Origin of the sequence: Cupriavidus sp. DL-D2 (assembly GCF_039710735.1) — a bacterium.
Taxonomy (GTDB): domain Bacteria; phylum Pseudomonadota; class Gammaproteobacteria; order Burkholderiales; family Burkholderiaceae; genus Cupriavidus.
In genome coordinates this window covers 11,850-28,594 of the sequence record NZ_JBDKXK010000038.1, presented here as the reverse complement: position 1 = coordinate 28,594, position 16,745 = coordinate 11,850, and the positions used below count along the sequence as shown (strand labels likewise).

Genomic DNA, 16,745 nt, shown 5'->3' with positions numbered 1-16,745 from the left:
CGCTGGCGCAGTCACTGGCGGTCCCCTTCCCGCCGAACGCCTCCAGCAACGCGGCCGGGATGGCTCGCCAGCCGTCGGTCAGAACCGGTGACGCAGGCCCACGCTGATCGAGCGTGCATCGTCGCCGCTGCCGGGATCGATGGCGATGCTGTTGTTGGTCACGCTGCCCCCAGGACTGTTATGCACGTAGACCGCGCGCAGGTAGGCGGTGGTGCGCTTGCTGAGATCGTGGTCCCAGCCGATGGTCATGCTCCAGGGACGCTCGCCGCCACCCAGTATCTGCCGCTTGATCGCCACGGCCTTGAACGTGTCTTTCTGCGTGACGTTCCAGCTGAACGTGATGCCGTAGTGCCGCGCCACCCGTGTCGCGGCGAGCTTGCTGCTGGCCTGCGCGAGCAGCAATCCGACCTCTACGGGCTTGAAACGGTACGAGCCACCCAGGAAGTGGTTCGACGTCAGCACGGTGGGCACCTGCGGCAGGTTGGTGCCGGTGTACATGCCCTGGTAGCTGTAGAACGCATATGCGTTGCCGGCTTCATACGTCGCGTTCATGCCGAAGTTGGTGCCCGAGCGCGGATTGCCCGGTACCTCGCCCGGCGCCACGGCCGCACCGAACGCGAAGCCACCCCAGTTGGGCGAGAAGTACTGCACGGCATTGTCGAAGCGCGCGCCATACGCCACGTGGCCGGTGCCCTGCGACGCCGTGGCGCTCAACAGGTTGAATGGCGACACCATCCCGTTCAGCAGGAACGGGTCCAGCCGCAGCAATGCATAGAACGACGGCGTGTACTGCCTGCCCAGCCGGATTTCGCCCCAGGTGTTGTTGGACAGTCCCATCCACGACTGGCGGCCGAACAGGCGGCCATTGCCGAAGAACTCGGCGCCGGTATCGATGTTGAAACCGGACTCGACCAGGAAGTTGGCCTTGGTGCCACCGCCCAGGTCCTCGATGCCACGCAGCCCCCAACGGGACGCCGCCTGCTGGCCCTCACGCATCCGTACCACGCTTTGCGAACCCTTCGCATACTCGATCGACGCGTCGGCCACGCCGAACAACTGCACCGTCATGGCCGTGGCCCCGCCGCTGGCTAGTGCCAGGCAAGTGCCGAGGCCCAGGCTTGTACCGAGCGCCGCGCCAGACAACCATTGGCTTCCGTTCTTCTCTCTCACGCTGCTGTCTCCCGTTCTGTGTTTTGTGTTTTGTGTTTTGTGTTCTGTGTTTTGTGTCCTGCGTATTCGTATCGCTACTGCGGCGTGACGCCCGCGATCTTCACCACATCGCCCCAGGCGGCCAGATCGGCGCGTACGAGCTGGCCGAGATCGTCGGGCGTGGAGGGCTTGCCTGGCTTCAGGTACATCGACGCAAAGCGCTGCTGTTCCTCGCGCGATTGCAGGATGCGATTCACCTCGGCATTCAGACGCGAAACGATGGGTGTGGGCAGACCCTTGGGCCCGAACAGCGCCAGCCAGCTCGCCTGTTCGAAGGGCACGCCCTGCTCGCCCATGGTGGGCACATTGGGCGCGGGCAACAGGCGTTCGGGACCAGACACGGCCACGCCGCGAATGCGCCCCGACTTCAGATGCGGAAGGGCCGACATGGAATCCGTGAACGCAATGGTCACGTGCCCGGCCGCCAGGTCATTGGTGCACTGGACGGCTGTCTTGTACGGTACGTGGCGCACCCGGATGCCGGTCTTGGCTTTCAGATACTCCATCGCCAGATGGCCACCCGATCCCACGCCCCACGAGCAGTACGCCAGCTCCGTGGGGCTCGCCTTGACGTAGGCGATCAGTTCCTTGAGGTTGTGCACCGGCACGGTGGACGTGACCGCCAGCAGGTTGCCGCCCGGAGCGCTGGGCCGCGCAATCGGGGTGAAGTCCTTTACCGGGTCATAGGGCAGGCTCGCCGTGGTCCACGGGTTCACGGTCATCGTGGCCGAGTAGGTGAACAGCAGCGTGTACCCGTCGGGCTCGGCGCGCGCCACCATCTCGCTGGCGATGATGCCGTTGGCGCCGGGACGGTTGTCCACCACCACCGGTTTCTTCAGCGCCACCGAGAGCCGCTCCGCCACCAGCCGGGCAGTCTGGTCGGTCACGCTGCCCGCGCCGGATGGCACGAGCACACGGATCGGACGATTGGGATAAGGTGCGGTGTCGGCATGGGCTGCACCGGCTCCGGCACACACCAGCGCCGCTGCAATGGCCGGCAAGGCCATGCGGGCGCCAGGTTTCTGGCTATGCATGTTGCTGTCTCCGTCACGGCGCATTGGCCGCTCATGCCGGTACATGGCCGGCGTATCGTGAACAGGCGTCCGCCCGCCTGGTGTGACGCGGCTCAGGCAGGCGCCCGGGCCGCGGATTCGATGGCGGCGAGCCGCGCCAGATGCCACGCGGCATCGCCGAACAGATTGGCCTGCGCGGCCAGCCGCTTGTAGCAGTGCCCCACTTCCACCTCGTCGGTCATGCCGATGGCGCCGTGCAACTGCACGGCCTGCTCGCCCAGTGCGCGGCCAGCATCCGAGACAAAAGCCTTGGCATACGACACCGCGCGCGAGCGTGCGACGGGATCGGCGTCCAGCGCGGCGGCCGCGGCCTCGGTGATGGCGCGCGCCTGTTCGATGCTGACGTACAGGTCCACCAGCCGGTGGCGCACCACCTGGTTGGCACTGAGGGCACGGCCAAACTGACGGCGGGTCATCACGTATTCGCGTGTCAGGTCGAACGCGCGCGTCATGGCGCCCACGGCATCGGCGCAGGCCATGACCGTGGCGCGGTCGAGTGCCGCTTCCACCATCGGCCATGCCTCACTGACGGGGCCGATCCGCGCATCATCGCCAACGGATATGCGCCGCAGCGTCACGGTGGCGGTCTGCCGTCCGTCGTAGGTCGGATAGCCCTGGATGCTCACGCCGCGCGTACTGGCGGGCACCGCGAACAATGTCAGGCCATGTCGTTCGCGCTGCCCGCCGTCCGTGCGTGCCAGCACGAGCAGGATGTCGGCGCAGCCTCCGCCGAGTACCAGCGTCTTGCTGCCATCGATCTGCCATGTGCCGTCGGGCCGCTGGCGGGCATGCGTGGCGATGTCGAACGCGTCGTGGCGTCCCTGCAATTCGTGACACGCCAGCGCGGCGAAGGTGTGCCCTTCGGCAATCTCCTGCGCCGTCGCAAGGTGGGCTGGCTGACCCGAGCCGGCCAGCAGCGGCGCGCATAACGCGGTGTTGGAGATCCAGGGTTCCACAGGCAAGGCGCGTCCCAGTGCTTCGGCCATTGCTGCCTGATCCATCGCGCTGCCCATGCCGCCGCATGCTTCCGGCAGGCCGAGCGACAACCATCCCATCTCCGCGAACTGGCGCCAGGCCGATTGCGAGAAACCGTGCGGCTCCGCCATGGCAGCCTTGCGCTGTACAAAGCCATAGTCGCGTTCCACAAAGCGCGCCACGCTGTCCAGCAATATGCGACGTGCCTCGATATCGTCGTCTTCAGGCATGAATGTGTGTGTCGTCATCGTTGGACCTCAAAGCCCGAGCACCTGCTTGGCCAGCAGCTCGTGCTGGATCTCGCTGGTGCCGCCGGCAATCGTGTAGCCGCGCGTCACAAAGCGCCGCGCGGAGGCTGCCGCCGCGTAGGGTGACCGGCCCGGTTCGAGATCTGCGGGTTCGAAGTGCGCCACGCGGTCGTAGGCCAGGGTGTCGGGGCCCAGCGCGTCGACCGCCAGGTTCTCGATGTCCTGAATCAACTGGCTACCCAGCAGTTTCAGCATTCCGGTCTCGGGACCGAGCGCCCCGCCCTGCCGCTCCAGATGGCGGAAGCGCAGCACCGTGGCCGCCAGGGTTTCCAGTCGCACCTCCAGCGCATGAAACCGTTGGGCAAACCACGGGCGATTCCGCAGCGGTTCCCCGGCTTCCATGACTTCGTTGCCGATGGCCCGCACCTTTGCCAGACGACGGCGGTTCTCGGCCACGCGCGAGAGGTTCAGACGCTCGTGCTCGAGCAGCGATTTGGCAATCGACCAGCCTGCGTTTTCCTCGCCGACGCGCATCTCCACCGGCACTTCCACATCGTCCAGAAACACCTGGTTGAACAACTGCCAGCCATGGATGCCGATCAGCGGTCGTACGCTGACGCCGGGGCTGCGCATGTCGATCAGCAGGAAGCTGATGCCCTCCTGTGCGCGGGCTTCGGTATCGGTGCGCACAAGGCAAAAGATCCAGTCGGCGTACTGCGCGTACGACGTCCAGATCTTGCTGCCGTTGACGCGGTAGAAAGTCGATCCGTCCGCACGGGTGTGGCGCTCGGCACGCGTGGTCAGAGAAGCCAGGTCCGAGCCCGCGTTCGGCTCCGAGTACCCCTGGCACCACCAGTGCTCCTGGTTCAGGATGCGCGGCAGGAAATACTGCTGCTGCGCTGGCGTGCCGTGATGGATCAGGATCGGGCCGATCATCTCGATTGAAATCCCGCCCGTCTCGGGCGCGTGGGCCAGCACCAGTTCCTCCTGCAGCACCGCGCGCCGCGCTGCGCTCCATCCCTGGCCCTGCCACGCTTCCGGCCAATGCGGCGCCAGCCAGCCGCGCTCCGCGAGCCGACGTTGCCAGTCCACCATTTCCTCCTTGCTGACTTCGAGCCCCAGCCGCACTTTCTCGCGTACCCGTGCTGGCAGGGCTTCGGCGATGAATGCGCGCACGTCGTGGCGCAGCGTGGCGAATTCATCCATGCTGGACCTCCACGGGTTCGGCATTGCGGCAAGCGTCGAACCAGTGGGCCGCCGCCATGCGCGCGCTGGCGGCGCGCAGCGTGCCTTTGACGGCCTGCACCGTCGCTGCCGGAAAGCCGCCCACCTGTGCTGCCATGTCCCGTGCGCGCGCCAGCACGTCGCCATCGGCAACGACTTCCGTGGCAACACCGAGCCGCAGCAATTCCGTCGCGGGCACGCGTTCGCCGAGCAGGCACAGCCGCGCGGCCACTGCCTCGCCGTGCCGCAAGGCCAGCCAGGCAATGTTGCGCGGTGCGTTCATGCCGATGCGGATTTCGGCAATCTGCATGAAGGCGCCCTCCCCGCACACCAGCAGGTCGGCCGCCAGTGCCAGTGCGGCGCCGCCATTCACGGCGTGGCGTTCGAGTGCCACGATCCACACCTTGCGGCTGGCGATCAGTGCGGCGTGCACGCGATCCCAGCGCACCGCGAATCCGGCGAGGCCCTCCGCATGGCCCTTGATGGCCTGCAGGTCCAGGCCGGAGCAGAACGCGCCGTTTGCGCCGTGCAGGACGATGGCCCGGACCGTGGCGTCGGCCTCCAGCGCGAGAATCGCGTCCGCGAGGGCTTCCGCCGTGGCCATGTCGATGGCGTTGCGCGTTGCGGGACGGTTCAGCGTGAGATCGGCCCAGCCATCGTGGCGGGATATCAGGACTGCGGATGCGTCTGTCATGCCTGCGCTCCTTCTTCACATGCGGAGTCGATGCCGATGGCTCCGTTCCGCGTCATGGCGGCGATGGATTCATCGTCATAGCCAAGTTCGCGCAGCACTTGCGCCGTATGCTCGCCGAGCCGAGGTACCACTGGCGTCGAAGCCTGCGCCGCTGCTCCCATGCGGAACGGCAGTCCCGGCAACACGATCTCGCCGCCCAGGCCATCGCCCACCGCCATGAGCAGCGCATTGGCCCGCACGTCGGCGCTGGCCTCCACCTGTCGGTAGTCGCGCACCACGCCCACCACCACCTGATGCCGCTCCAGCAAGGCACGCGCATCCTCTCCGGCGAAATCTCGCAATGCGTCCTGCAGAATCGCCAGCATGGCCGGCCGGTTCTGTACACGCAGTGCGTTGCTTGCGAAGCGCGAATCGCCGGCCAGCGCGGGCTGGCCAATTGCCGTGCAAAGCCGTGCCCAGTGTTCGTCAAGGTAGGCAGAGAGCACGATGTGACCATCGGCTACCTCGATCACGTCGGCGGCCGGCGCCGCCTTGGGCTGGCTGTTGCCGCTGCGTACCGGCAGCGCGCCGGAGCACTGGTACTCGGCCCAGAGCTGCGCCTGCAGATGTACGCCCACGGTCAGGAGCGATGTCTCGATGGTGTCGCCATGCCCCGTGCGGAAACGTCGGAATAGTGCAACCACGATGGCGTTGGCGGTGGCCAGTGCCGTGGCGGCATCGATCAGCGCGAAGCCCGCTTTCAGCGGCGGGCCGCCGGCCTCGCCTGTCACGGACATCATGCCGCTCTCGGCCTGTGCCGCGATATCCAGTCCCGGCCGCAGGCGCGACGGCCCTTGTGTGCCGAAGCCGGTCACGCTGGCATGCACCAGTTCCGGTTTGGCATCGCGCAATGTGGCGGCGTCCAGCCCGAGCGATTCCATCGAGCCGGGACGCGCGTTATGCAGGACCACATCGCACGACAGCGCCAGCTTGCGGGCGGCCTGCAGCCCTGACGCCGTGCGCAGGTCCAGTGCAATGGCGCGCTTGCCGCGGTTGTAGGCCAGGAACATCGGGCTCTGCGCGCTCGTGCCGTCGAAGCGCCGCGCACTGTCTCCACGCAGCGGCTCCACCTTGATGACGTCGGCGCCAAGATCCGCCAGCAACATCGCCGCACCCGGCGCCGCGATGAACTGGCCGAACTCCACCACGCGAATGCCGGCGAGCGGCAGGTCTTTCTGGGTCTGCATCCTGTTTCCGTGTGCATGCCTGGAACGGCATCGATGAAACGGATCTTGCGGCACCTGGTTCGGGCGCGGCAGCCTCCCAGATCGCTGCGGCGTGAACCAGCGGTTATCACCGGGGGTAATCCCGTAGCCGGATGGTTGGCGCTATGCTGGCGGACAGGGCGTCGCCATGAACGCCCGCGACAGGAGACAAACCATGCGACTGAGCCAGGTTCAGGACTTCATCGCTGTAGCCGAGCACGGCAGCATCCGTGCCGGCGCCAAGGCGCGCGACGTATCGGCGCCGGCCATCACCAAGAGCATCCGGATGCTGGAGGAAGAGCTCCATGTGCCGCTGCTGACCCGCACCACGCGCGGCGTTGTGCTCTCCCGCTATGGCGAGGCATTCCTGCGGCGCGCCCAGCTGATTGCCAGCGAGGCGCGCAAGGCGGCCGACGAGATGGCGCAGATGCTGGGCACACGCAACGGCGTGGTGCGCATTGGCGCAACCGGCGGGCCGGCCCATCTGCTGCTGCCAGCCGTGCTCAAGCGCTTTCGCGCCCAGCATCCCGACGTGCAGGTGTGCATCGAGAGCGGCGTATATCCAGCCCATCTGACCGACCTTCGGGCCGGCGTCATGGACATGGCCGTGAGCCCGATCCCGGACGAGGGCATCGAGCGCGAATTCGTCTGCGAGCCCTTGTACAACAACGATTCGGTGGTGGTGGCGCATCGGGATCACCCGCTGCGCAACGCCCGGACCCTGCGTGAACTGGTGGGCTCGGACTGGGTACTGACCGGGCAGCGCATGCACGGGCCCGGCGCCGCGATCATGGATGCCTTCCGCGCCCGCGATCTGCCGCTACCCCGCGTGGCGGTGCGGTGCGACACCATCGGCATGATCCAGACCCTGCTGGAAGACCGCTCGCTGCTGTGCCTGCTGCCGCGTCAACTGGTGCCCGGACGGCTGGCCAGTGCCAACCTGGTGGCGCTGCCCATCGAGGACCCCCTGCCCAGCCACGCCGTCAGCCTGATCTATCGGGCCGATTCGCCGATGACCCCGGTGGCCGAGCAGTTTGCGAAACTGCTGCGCCGCGAAGTGCACTACCTGAGCAAGATGCCCGACAGCCCGCTGCGCCGCCAGGTGCCGCGCAAGCCGGAAACGGTCGGCTAGCGCGGCCCCGCGCTGGCGGGAACTCCTTGCCAGCCACGGGTGATAACCGCTGGTTCACACCTGAAAATCTTCACCACCCGCCAGGGCGCGCCAGCATTGCCCGCGCGGCTGCGGCGGCGGGCTGCGCAGGGACTTTCCCCACTGCATATAGTCCCGTTTCTGCGCGTGAATATCCCTTCGCCAACTGGGAGGGAGAACACATGAACGCAATCGAGGATCGCCCCGCCGCATTGATTACCGGGCGTGGCATCGATGCCATCGGGGACGGCATCTGGCTGCTGCACGGGCAGGGCCAGAGTTTCGTGGCCGATGTGGGCGGCGGGCTGCTGGTGATCGACAGCGGTCCTGGTGGCGGCGTAACAGCCGGGATGATCGAAGCACTGCGCACGCAGACCCAACTGCCGGTGCTGGCGCTTTGTTACAGCCATGGCCATCTGGGCTACAACGCGGGCGTGAAGCAGTGGCTCGACCATGCCGCGCAGCGCGGCGAGCCGGCACCCCGCGTGATGGCACACGCCAACGTACTGGCGCGTCAGCGCCGCTACCGCGACACGCAGCGCATGCAGGAGCGCATGGCGGAGATCCAGTTCCGTCATGCCAGTGGCGCACTGGCCGGAAAACTGCGGCATATCCCGCCCACCGAGACGTTTCATGATGGCATCGCGGTCGGTCATGGAGCGCGGCGTGCAGAGATCCTGTGGGCGCCATCGGAGACGGACGATGCGGTGGCCGTGTGGCTGCCGGGCAGCCGTCTGCTATACGGCGGCCCCGCCGTCATCGACTCCATCCCGAACATCGGCACGCCGTTTCGCACGATGCGCGACACGGTACGCTGGGCGGAAACGCTGGAACGCCTGGCCGGCCTGCAGCCCGAGACCGTGGTCCGCGAGTTCGGCGCCACGCTGCACGGCGCGGACACCTGCCAGCAAGTGCTGCTGCACACCGCAGCGGCGCTGCGCTGGATGCGTGAGGAAGTGGTGCGGCTGATGAACGCGGGCTGCAACGAGCGCGAGATGCTTGCCGCGCTGCAGCCGCCCGCCGATCTCTTCGAGCAGCCGTGGATGCAGCCGACCTACGGCGATCCCACCTACATTGCGCGCGATATCTACCGCTCCGAGAACGGCTGGTGGGACCGCAATGCCACTACGCTGCATCCGGCCGCGCCCGACGCCGTAGCGCGCGAAATCGCAGCGGCCATTGGCGATCACGGCGCCGTCGTGCGGCACGCGCGGGCACTGGCCGAACGCGGGGAGACCCAGCTCGCGCTGCATGTGATCGACCTGCTGGCGCAGGCACCCGCTGATAACCCCCATGCGGTGGAGGCACGCCAGCTCAAGGCCGAATGGTTGCGCGCCCGTGCGAAAGAGGTGCGCAGCTACGTATCGCGCAGCCTCTACGTGGCGGCGGCGATGGTGCTGGAAGACCGCCCGGACGACACCTTCGGCATCCACTGAGCGCGCGATGACCCATCCTCTCCTCTCCGCCCCCTTGTCCGACCGTAGCCGCCGCGACGCCCTGCGGCTGCTGGCCGCGCTCGGTCTGGGCTCAGTCCTGCGCCCCGCCAACGCCGCCACATGGCCGTCGCGTCCCATCCGCCTCGTCGTGCCCGCTTCGGCCGGCAGCGGCCCGGACCTGTTCGCGCGCCCGCTGGCCGAGGTCATCGGCAGGAAACTGGGCCAGTCGTTCGTGATCGACAACAAGCCTGGCGCCACGGGCATCATCGGCAACGACATCGTCGCCAAAGCCTCGCCTGACGGCCAGACGCTGCTCTTCACCTATGCGGCCACCGTGGTGATCAACCAGACACTGCAGCCGAAAATGCCCTATGACGGTTTGCGCGACCTGCTGCCCGTGGCGCAGGTCGGTGCGGGCGGCAATTTCCTGGTGGTGGTGCCGGAGTTTCCGGCACGCAGTCTCAAGGAGTTCGTCGCGCATGTGCGCGCGCGGCCCGATGTCTATGACTACGCGTCATGGGGAATCGGGTCTGGCGGGCACCTCACCATGGAAGCGCTGCGGATGCAGAGCGGCATCCGCATCCGGCATGTGCCATACAAGACCGTGCCGCAGATCCTGAACGACATGCAGGGGGGCATCGTCAAGGTGGGATGGGTCGACACATCGTCGTCGCTGCCATTGATCCGTGCCGGCAAGCTCCGCGCGCTGGCCATCAGCGGCACGCGCCGCGGATCGGCCACGCCCGACGTGCCCACCATGACGGAGCAAGGCTATCCGTTCGATACCAATAGCTGGTACGGCCTCTTCGCACCGGCCGGGACGCCCGATGCCATCGTCCGTCGACTCAACGCGGAAGTGAACCTCGCGCTGGCCAGCGCGGACATGCGCGAGCGATTCGTGCAGATGAACATGGCGGATCCGCCCATCAAGACGCCTGAGGCATTCGCGCAAACCGTACGCGACGACGTGGCGGCGTGGGGCAACGTGATTCGCACCAACCACATCACCGTCGACTGAACACAACATCGAGAAGTTGGAGCAAATTCGGAGCAATCGGCATGACCACAGACCACGCAACACTGGATCAACGCATCCGCGACGCCTTTATCTACACCTTTCCGCTGCACGACCTGGCGCGCACGCGCTGGCGCTTCACCCAGACCGACCCCGCGCATGGCAAGCCCGCCAACCAGTTGCACCACAACCGGCACCTGCTGGACGACCGTGCCCGACAGGTGACGATGCCGAACAACGACACGCTGTACTCCCTGGCGTGGCTCGACCTGTCCGGCGGCCCCGCCGCGCTGGAAATGCCCGACATGGGAAGCCGTTACTACAGCGTGGCGCTGATGGACGCCTTCACCAACAACTTCGCCTGCCTGGGACCGCGCACCAACGGTGCCGGCGCCCATGTGTTCGTCATCGCCGGACCGAACCATCACGTCAGCGCGCAGGCGGATCTGCCGGACGGCGCCGTATTGGTTCGCGCCCCGTGCAATGACGTCTGGATGCTGGCGCGCGTGCTGGTCGATGGGCCGGACGACCTGCCGGCGGTGCATGCAATGCAGGATCAGATGCGCCTCCGCACGAGCAACGTACCGCCCGCGCCCTTCGCGGCCACACCCGACGAGACCCGCCCCGACACCTACCTGAGGCTCGTCAACGAGGCACTGGCGCGCAACGGCGTGCCGACGCATGAACAGGAAATGGTGGACGGGTTCGCCGACCTCGGTGTCCGCGCCGGTGAGCCAGGCGCGTGGGATACGCTTCCCGAGCCGACCCGTGACGCATGGCAGCGGCTATGGCCGACCCTGCGCCATGATCTGGAGCATCCGCCCAAGGGGAGCATCCGACGGCATGGGCCGCGCGGGTCGTGGTTCAGCGGACTGGACCACATCGGCAACTTTGGTGCCGACTATGTGTATCGCGCCTATATCGCGCTGGTCGGACTCGGTGCACTGGAGCGTCAGGAAGCCATCTACGCGAGCGCCCTGACCGACGGCGCCGGCCAGACGCTGGATGGTGCCCATCGCTACCGGCTGCGTGTGCCGGCGCAGATGCCCGTCAATGCGTTCTGGTCGCTGTCGATGTACGAGTTCGAGCCCGATGGCCGCCGCTTCTTCACCGCGAATCCAATCCAGCGGTATGCGATCGGCGACCGTACACCGGGTCTGGTACGCAATGCCGATGGCTCGCTCGATCTTCACATCCAGTGCGATGAGCCCGGCGAGGGCAGCGCAAACTGGCTACCCGCGCCAAAGGGCCGGTTTGCGCTGGCGCTGCGCTATTACCATCCGCAGGCGGAACTGATCGAGCACCGATTCGTCATGCCGGATACCGAGCGACTCTCGGCATAGGCCGCTAGCGGGCATCGCGGCCCACGCGTGGCAGGGCCGCGACGCCTCAGTTCAGCGGAAAGCGTTTCGCCAGCGCCGTGAAGCGTTCGTCTTCCTTGCGAACCTGCGCGGCGAATTCCTCCGGGGTATTCACCAGCGGCTCGGCGCCCGCCGATGCAATCGCCTTCTGCAACTCGGGATGTCGCATGGCCTCGCGCACGGCGGCGTAGATGCTTTGCGTGACCGCCGGCGGGGTGCCTTTCGGCGCGAAGAGGCCGAACCATGTGGTGTAGGCGTACTGGGGCATGCCGGTCTCCACTACCGTGCGGACATCGGGTGCGGCACTGAAGCGATGGTTGCCCTGATTGGCCACGATCTTCAGCGTGCCAGCCTTTTGGTGCGGAAGCGCCGAGGCCACGCCGGTCACGGCAAAGTTCACGTTGTTGGCGATCATGTCCGTGATGATGGCTGCCGTGCCCTTGTAGTTCACCACGATCAGGTTGGGTAGCACTTCAGCCTTCAACTGCTGGCCGAACAGCTTGGCCACGTTTTCACCGGTGCCCATCGAGCATGGCGTGGATGCCGTCTTGCAATACTGGATCAGCTCCGGCAGCGACGTCGCCGGAAACTTGCCGTTTGCCACGATAACGCCGGGCGATTGCGCGATGTTGGTGATGGGCACCAGCGTAGCCAGCGGGTCCGTGCCGGTGAACGATGGTGCATGTTTGGTTAGCACGATGGCAGGCGTCTGCAGCAGCAACGTGTAGCCGTCAGGCTTGGCCTCGGCCACCTTGCGCGTGCCGATCAGGCCATCGGCGCCGGGCAGGTTCGACACCAGCACGGGCTGGCCCCACTGCTCCCCGAGCAGCTTGGCCGTGGCGCGCGCGGAGGCATCCGTGCCGCCGCCTGGTACATACGGTACGACGATCGTCACGGGACGATCGGGCTTCCACTCCGCTTGCGCCAGCGCGCTCGCAGGGGCTGCCAGCGCTGCGGCGGACAGCGCCGTGGCCAAAAGGTGTGTGCCGCGCGGAGTCCGGCGGCATTCAATGTTGCGGGTCATCGGCATGTTGGTCTCCTCCAGTCGATCTCTTATGGTCGTATGGCTTTTTGGACGTCGCGGTATCAGCGCGCCCAGCGTTTCTCGAAGTCCCAGACTTCCTCGAAGCCGATCAGGCGGCAGAACTCGTTGAAGTCGGCCATGGGGATGTCCGGCGAAAGACTGGTGCCGGCTTCCTTGAGATGGCGCAGCGATGCCTCCATCGCGGCAGCCGCCACCAGGCTCGTCATGGCCGGGAAGATCGCCAGCGAGAAACCGATTTCCTTGAGCACATGCGCCGGCAGGATGGGCGTCTTGCCGCCATCGGCCATGTTGGCCATCATCGGCAGGTCGAACGCCTCGCAGGCGCGCCGCATCTCTTCCTCCGACTGCGGCGCCTCGAAGAACAGGATGTCGGCGCCGGCGCGGGCATAGGCTTCCATGCGCCGCATGGCGTCATCCACGCCCAGGCTGGCGCGTGCGTCCGTGCGGGCGATGATGAGGAAGTTCTCCTTGTCCTGACGCGCTTCCGAGGCAACCTTGATCTTCTCGACCATGTCCTCCACAGGCACGCAGCGCTTGAACGGGGTGTGGCCGCATTTCTTCGGAAACTCCTGGTCTTCGATCTGGATGGCGGTGACACCGGCCTCTTCATACCCGCGCACCGTGTGGTGCACGTTGAGCAGCCCGCCATAGCCCGTGTCCGCGTCGGCGATCAGCGCCGCCTTCGAAGTGCGCGTGATCGTGCGCATGCGGTCCACCATCTGGGTGTAGGTGGCAATGCCAGCATCGGGCAGCCCCAGGCTGGAGGCGGTGAGCCAGTAGCCCGAGCCATAGATGACGTCGAAGCCCACCTTGGTGGTCATGACGGTGGCGATCATGTCCTGTACGCCGGGGATGACGATAAACTCGCCGGCCGCAAGTTTCTGTCGAAGGATGGGATTTGCCATGACGGCTCCTTAAAGCAAGACAGCAATCAATCGGAAAAAAGTGGGATCAGTCCATCGACGCCAGCCACGGCTGGTCGCGCTGCACGCGTGCCTCGTACTCGCGCAGTGCCGCGTCGTGGCGCAGCGTGCGGTCAACCTCGTCCTCGGCGGAGAGCAGTTGTTCCGCGTGCCCATCGGCCAGCGTCACGCCGATGACACTGCCATCGGGCAACTGGAGGCTGCGGTCGGCCACTGTCAGATGCAGCGGCGCGTCGGGCGCGGCGGCCAGCGCTGCCAGCAGCCGCGCATGATTGGCGGGCGTCACGGTGGCGGCCACCACGCCGTTCTTCACGCAGTTGTTGCGGAAGATGTCGCCGAAGGACAGCGCGACCACGGCCTGCACGCCGTAGTCCGCCAGGGCCCAGACCGCATGCTCGCGCGAGGACCCGCAGCCGAAGTTCTGCAGGGCCACCAGCAGGCGCGGCGGCGAGGACGCCTTCATGAACGCAACCTCGGAGCGGCCTTCCGCGAGCCAGTCCGCGAACAGGTGCGCACCCATGCCCGTGCGTTGCACCAGCCGCAGGAAACGGCCTGGAAAGATCGCATCGGTGTCGATGTCGTCCCGTTGCATGACCGCCGCGCGGCCTTCCACTTCTGCAATGACGGCTTTCATGCGAGGTACTCCCGGGGATCGGTCAGGCGCCCTTGCAGGGCGGACGCGGCGACGGCGGCCGGGCTCATCAGGTGGGTACGTCCCCCTTGCCCTTGCCGGTTCTCGAAATTGCGGTTGGAGGTGGATGCGCAGCGCTCCTGCGGCGCCAGGCTGTCGCCGTTCATGCCGATGCACATCGAGCAGCCCGCCTCGCGCCATTCGAATCCTGCATCGACAAACACCTGCGCCAGGCCCTCTGCCTCGGCTGCACGCTTGACGCTGCCCGATCCGGGGACCACCAGCGCCCGCACGCCCGACGCCACGCGGCGGCCACGCACAACGTCGGCGGCTGCGCGCAGGTCTTCCAGGCGGCCGTTGGTGCAGGAGCCGATGAAGGCCGTGTCGATCGCCACCGACGACAGCGCCTGCCCGATCTCCAGGCCCATGTAGGCCAGGTTCTCTTCCAGGCGGCCACGCTCGGCGGGGTCGTCCAGCCGCGCGCCATCGCCCACCCTGCCGGAGATGGCGGCGCTATCGGCCGGCGTGGTGCCCCAGGTCACGAGCGGCGCTACGGTGGACGCATCGAACGCGACGCTGCGGTCGTAGTCCGCCGGGTCGTCGGTGCGCAGCGTGCGCCAGGCCTCCACCGCCTGCTCGAAATGTTCGCGCGCCGCACCCTGCACGCGCTCACGCAAGTATTCGCAAGTGGTGGCGTCCGGGGCGATCAGGCCGAAGCGCGAACCCGCCTCGATGGTCATGTTGCAAAGGGTCATCCGTGCTTCCATCGACACCCCCTGCACCGTCGGACCCAGATACTCGACGCCAAACCCGTTGCCGCCGCTGGTGCCGATGTGGTGGATGATGGCCAGCGCCAGATCCTTGGCGTAAACGCCCCGGGCCAGCGCGCCCGAAATGGCGATGCCCATCGTGCGCGGCTTGCGCATCCACAGGCTCTGCGTGCTCATGACGTGCGCCACTTCCGAGGTGCCGATGCCCCAGGCCAGCGCACCCATCGCACCCAGCGTGGCGCTGTGCGAGTCGCCGCAGACCACGGTGCTGCCGGGCAGCACATAGCCAAGTTCGGGCGCGATGACGTGGACGATGCCCTGCAGCGGGTGATCCAGGTCGAACAGTCGCATCCCTGTGGCCTGGGTATTGCGCCGCAACGTGGCAATCTGCTCGCGACTTTCCGCATTGGGGATATTTGTCAGCCGGTCAGCCGTAGTGGGAACGTTGTGATCCTGAACCGCGATATGGCGTGGCGACGAGCGCAGCGTGTGGCCGGATTCGGCCATGCTGGCAAATGCCTGCGGGCTCGATACCTCCTGCACGAGGTGCCGGTCGATATAGACCAGATCCTCGCCAGCGTCGTTGTGGGCGACCGCGTGGGCCGCCCAGATCTTGTCGAATAGCGTTGTCATGATGTGAGGGTGTCCTGCGTCAGACTCAATCCAGCTTGCTCAGTCCAGCTTGCTCAGTCCAGCTTGATCTGGGCGGCCTTGACGATGACCTTGTTCTTTGCCAGATCGCGCACGATCTCGCGTCCGTACGCGTCGGGCGTGCCCGGCGTGGCGACGATCCCCAGGGATGACAGCCGCTCGCGCATGGCCGGGTCGTTCAGCACCTTCTGCAGCGCGACGCTGAGTTTGTCGATGATGGGCTTGGGCGTGCCGGTGGGCGCCATCAGGCCGACCCACGAATTGATCTCGAAGTCTTTCATGCCGGCTTCGATCAGCGTCGGCACGTTCGGCAGCGACGGCGCACGCTCGCGCGAGGTCACGGCCACCGCATCGACCTGCCCGCTCTTGATGAACGGCATGGCGCCGGTCACCGCCGCAAACGTCACGGGCAACGTGCCGCCCACCACGTCCAGCAGGGCCTGTCCGCCACCCTTGTACGGCACGTGGGTCATCGGCATCCCGGTGCGCTGGTGAAACATTTCACCGGCAAGGTGGGTCGTGCTGCCGTTGCCCGCGCTGCCGTAGGACACGCCTCCCGGCACGGTCTTGGCGTACTTCTGCAAGTCCGCCACGTTCTTGATGCCCAGCTTCGGGTTGGCGGCGATGAGCAGCAGCGCATCCCCAATCTTGCCGATGGGCACGAAATCCTTGACCGGATCGAACGGCACCTTGGCATACACGTTGGGATTGATCACCAGCGTGCCGTCGTAACCGAGCAGCAGCGTATAGCCATCGGGCTCGGCCTTGGCCACCATCTGCGTGCCGATATTGCCGCCGGCCCCGGGCTTGTTGTCCACCACGATCTGCTGGCCAAGCTCCTGGCCGAGCTTCTCGGCAACGATGCGGGCACTGGTATCGGTCACGCCCGCGTTGGCGAACGGCACCACCAGCCGGATCGGCTTGTTAGGGTAGTTGTTCTGCGCGTAGACGGCGGACGTGCCGAAGGCGGTCAGGGCCAGGGCCATGCCAAGCAGGCGACGGCGCGTGAGTTGGGGGGAACGTTGTTGCATGATGAGGCGTCTCCAGTCTTGTAAAGGGGAAGGCATCTGCGTGCCTTTCTTGCGATGTCGATATG

The 16,745-nt window shown here is 66.6% G+C and carries 15 protein-coding genes; 4 read left to right on the top strand and 11 right to left on the bottom strand.

All coding sequences use genetic code 11. The features are described 5' to 3' along the window. Positions 1 to 78 precede the first annotated feature (78 nt). The 6 genes from ABDB81_RS19650 to ABDB81_RS19625 form a co-directional block, all read right to left on the bottom strand. Complete coding sequence (locus ABDB81_RS19650; RefSeq protein ID WP_346813082.1) at positions 79 to 1,116, bottom strand: porin; 1,038 nt, start codon at positions 1,114 to 1,116, stop codon at positions 79 to 81. 128 nt (positions 1,117 to 1,244) lie between these two features. Further along, positions 1,245 to 2,243 carry a tripartite tricarboxylate transporter substrate binding protein gene (locus ABDB81_RS19645; protein WP_137927211.1) on the bottom strand — a complete coding sequence of 333 codons (999 nt, stop codon included), beginning with the start codon at positions 2,241 to 2,243 and terminating at the stop codon, positions 1,245 to 1,247. A gap of 92 nt (positions 2,244 to 2,335) precedes the next feature. After that, positions 2,336 to 3,505, bottom strand: a complete 1,170-nt coding sequence (locus ABDB81_RS19640) for an acyl-CoA dehydrogenase (RefSeq protein ID WP_346812988.1) — start codon at positions 3,503 to 3,505, stop codon at positions 2,336 to 2,338. Between the two features lie 9 nt (positions 3,506 to 3,514). Continuing rightward, positions 3,515 to 4,711, bottom strand: a complete 1,197-nt coding sequence (locus ABDB81_RS19635; protein ID WP_346812987.1) for an acyl-CoA dehydrogenase family protein — start codon at positions 4,709 to 4,711, stop codon at positions 3,515 to 3,517. Continuing rightward, positions 4,704 to 5,423 carry an enoyl-CoA hydratase/isomerase family protein gene (locus ABDB81_RS19630; RefSeq protein WP_346812986.1) on the bottom strand — a complete coding sequence of 240 codons (720 nt, stop codon included), beginning with the start codon at positions 5,421 to 5,423 and terminating at the stop codon, positions 4,704 to 4,706. Before ABDB81_RS19630 ends, ABDB81_RS19635 begins: the two co-directional genes overlap by 8 nt. Then, complete coding sequence (locus ABDB81_RS19625; RefSeq protein WP_346812984.1) at positions 5,420 to 6,649, bottom strand: CoA transferase; 1,230 nt, start codon at positions 6,647 to 6,649, stop codon at positions 5,420 to 5,422. The genes ABDB81_RS19630 and ABDB81_RS19625 overlap by 4 nt, the downstream gene beginning before the upstream one ends. A gap of 193 nt (positions 6,650 to 6,842) precedes the next feature. Between ABDB81_RS19625 and ABDB81_RS19620 the strand changes: the two genes are divergently transcribed. From ABDB81_RS19620 to ABDB81_RS19605, 4 genes are all read left to right on the top strand, one after another. Beyond that, a complete protein-coding gene (locus ABDB81_RS19620; protein ID WP_137927215.1) occupies positions 6,843 to 7,799 on the top strand; it encodes a LysR substrate-binding domain-containing protein in 957 nt (318 codons plus the stop codon). A 200-nt stretch (positions 7,800 to 7,999) separates the two neighbouring features. Next, positions 8,000 to 9,253, top strand: a complete 1,254-nt coding sequence (locus ABDB81_RS19615; RefSeq protein ID WP_346812983.1) for an alkyl sulfatase dimerization domain-containing protein — start codon at positions 8,000 to 8,002, stop codon at positions 9,251 to 9,253. A gap of 7 nt (positions 9,254 to 9,260) precedes the next feature. After that, positions 9,261 to 10,271, top strand: a complete 1,011-nt coding sequence (locus ABDB81_RS19610; RefSeq protein ID WP_346812982.1) for a tripartite tricarboxylate transporter substrate binding protein — start codon at positions 9,261 to 9,263, stop codon at positions 10,269 to 10,271. Positions 10,272 to 10,312: 41 nt separating this feature from the next. Then, the gene (locus ABDB81_RS19605; protein ID WP_346812981.1) at positions 10,313 to 11,611 is read left to right on the top strand and encodes a DUF1254 domain-containing protein; all 1,299 of its coding nucleotides are present in this window, start codon (positions 10,313 to 10,315) and stop codon (positions 11,609 to 11,611) included. Between the two features lie 46 nt (positions 11,612 to 11,657). Here ABDB81_RS19605 and ABDB81_RS19600 read toward each other — a convergent pair whose 3' ends face one another. Genes ABDB81_RS19600 through ABDB81_RS19580 form a run of 5 tightly spaced genes read right to left on the bottom strand, consistent with a single transcriptional unit; the run spans position 11,658 to position 16,680 of the window. After that, entirely contained in the window at positions 11,658 to 12,659 is a 1,002-nt protein-coding gene (locus tag ABDB81_RS19600) for a tripartite tricarboxylate transporter substrate binding protein (RefSeq protein ID WP_346812980.1), read from the bottom strand. Between the two features lie 56 nt (positions 12,660 to 12,715). After that, the gene (locus ABDB81_RS19595) at positions 12,716 to 13,579 is read right to left on the bottom strand and encodes an isocitrate lyase/PEP mutase family protein (protein WP_346812979.1); all 864 of its coding nucleotides are present in this window, start codon (positions 13,577 to 13,579) and stop codon (positions 12,716 to 12,718) included. Positions 13,580 to 13,625: 46 nt separating this feature from the next. Beyond that, positions 13,626 to 14,231, bottom strand: a complete 606-nt coding sequence (gene leuD, locus ABDB81_RS19590; RefSeq protein WP_346812977.1) for a 3-isopropylmalate dehydratase small subunit — start codon at positions 14,229 to 14,231, stop codon at positions 13,626 to 13,628. Further along, positions 14,228 to 15,631, bottom strand: a complete 1,404-nt coding sequence (gene leuC, locus ABDB81_RS19585) for a 3-isopropylmalate dehydratase large subunit (protein ID WP_346812975.1) — start codon at positions 15,629 to 15,631, stop codon at positions 14,228 to 14,230. The genes leuD and leuC overlap by 4 nt, the downstream gene beginning before the upstream one ends. Positions 15,632 to 15,684: 53 nt before the next feature. After that, a complete protein-coding gene (locus tag ABDB81_RS19580; protein WP_346812974.1) occupies positions 15,685 to 16,680 on the bottom strand; it encodes a tripartite tricarboxylate transporter substrate binding protein in 996 nt (331 codons plus the stop codon). Between the last annotated feature and the right edge of the window lie 65 nt (positions 16,681 to 16,745).